Origin of the sequence: Actinosynnema sp. NPDC023658 (genome assembly GCF_040639995.1) — a bacterium.
GTDB lineage: Bacteria > Actinomycetota > Actinomycetes > Mycobacteriales > Pseudonocardiaceae > Actinosynnema.
Genome location: NZ_JBFAAX010001520.1, coordinates 1 through 1,018, shown reverse-complemented (window position 1 = coordinate 1,018; position 1,018 = coordinate 1). Strand labels below are relative to the sequence as shown.

The window sequence follows — 1,018 nt, the reverse complement described above, 5'->3', positions numbered from 1 at the left end:
CCCCCCCCCCCCCCCCGCCCCCCCGGGCCCCCCGGGGCGCGGCGCCCGACCACCGAAGGGACGACGATGTTCCACCAGCACACGGGCCGCGCCGCGTCCCGGCGCAGGTCCCTGCTCGCGTTCACCGCCGCCGGACTCCTGCTCCTGCTGGGAGCGGGTGGTGTGGCGTTCGGCGGCACGACACCCGGCCAGGTGAGCGCGACCGCCGCGACCGCGGGGTGCGGCAAGGCCCCGACCCTGACCAGCGGCGCGCACACGCTGACCAGCAGCGGCCAGACCCGCAACTACATCCTGCGGCTGCCCACCAACTACAACCGCGACCACGCGTACCGGTTGTTCGTGGGCTTCCACTGGCTCGGCGGCACCGCCAACGACGTCGACTCGGGCGGCACCGACGGCTACAACTGGTCGTACTACGGGCTGCGGAAGCTCGCGGACGCCGCGAACAACAACACGATCTTCGTCGCGCCCCAGGGCTTCAACAACGGTTGGGCGAACTCCGGCGGTCAGGACCTGACCTTCGTCGACGACCTGCTCAAGCAGCTCGACTCGGCCCTGTGCATCGACACCACGCAGCGCTTCGCCGGCGGCTTCAGCTACGGCGGCGCCATGTCGTACGCGGTCGCCTGCGCCCGCGCCACCGTGTTCCGCGCGGTGGTCGTGTACTCGGGCGGTCTGCTCAGCGGGTGCAACGGCGGCACGCAGCCGATCGCCTACATGGGCGTGCACGGCATCGGTGACTCGGTGCTCAACATCTCCCAGGGCCGGTCGATGCGCGACACGTTCGTGCGCAACAACGGCTGCACCGCCCAGAACCCGCCGGAGCCGCGCGCGGGCAGCCTGACCCACGTCGTCACCGCCTACTCCGGCTGCCGGACCGGGTTCCCGGTCGTGTGGGCCGCGTTCGACGGCGGTCACACCCCCGGCCCGATCGACGGGTGCACGTGCGACGGCTGGCGGACCTGGACCTCCGCCGAGGTGTGGAAGTTCATCACCCAGTTCGAGGGCGTCGGTCCCA

1 protein-coding gene is annotated in these 1,018 nt (G+C 72.1%); it reads left to right on the top strand.

The window, feature by feature from the left end:
* Positions 1–66: 66 nt before the first annotated feature.
* Positions 67–1,018, top strand: a 952-nt coding sequence (locus tag AB0G02_RS42230; protein WP_360806815.1) for a poly(3-hydroxybutyrate) depolymerase, incomplete at its 3' end; no start/stop codon positions are given.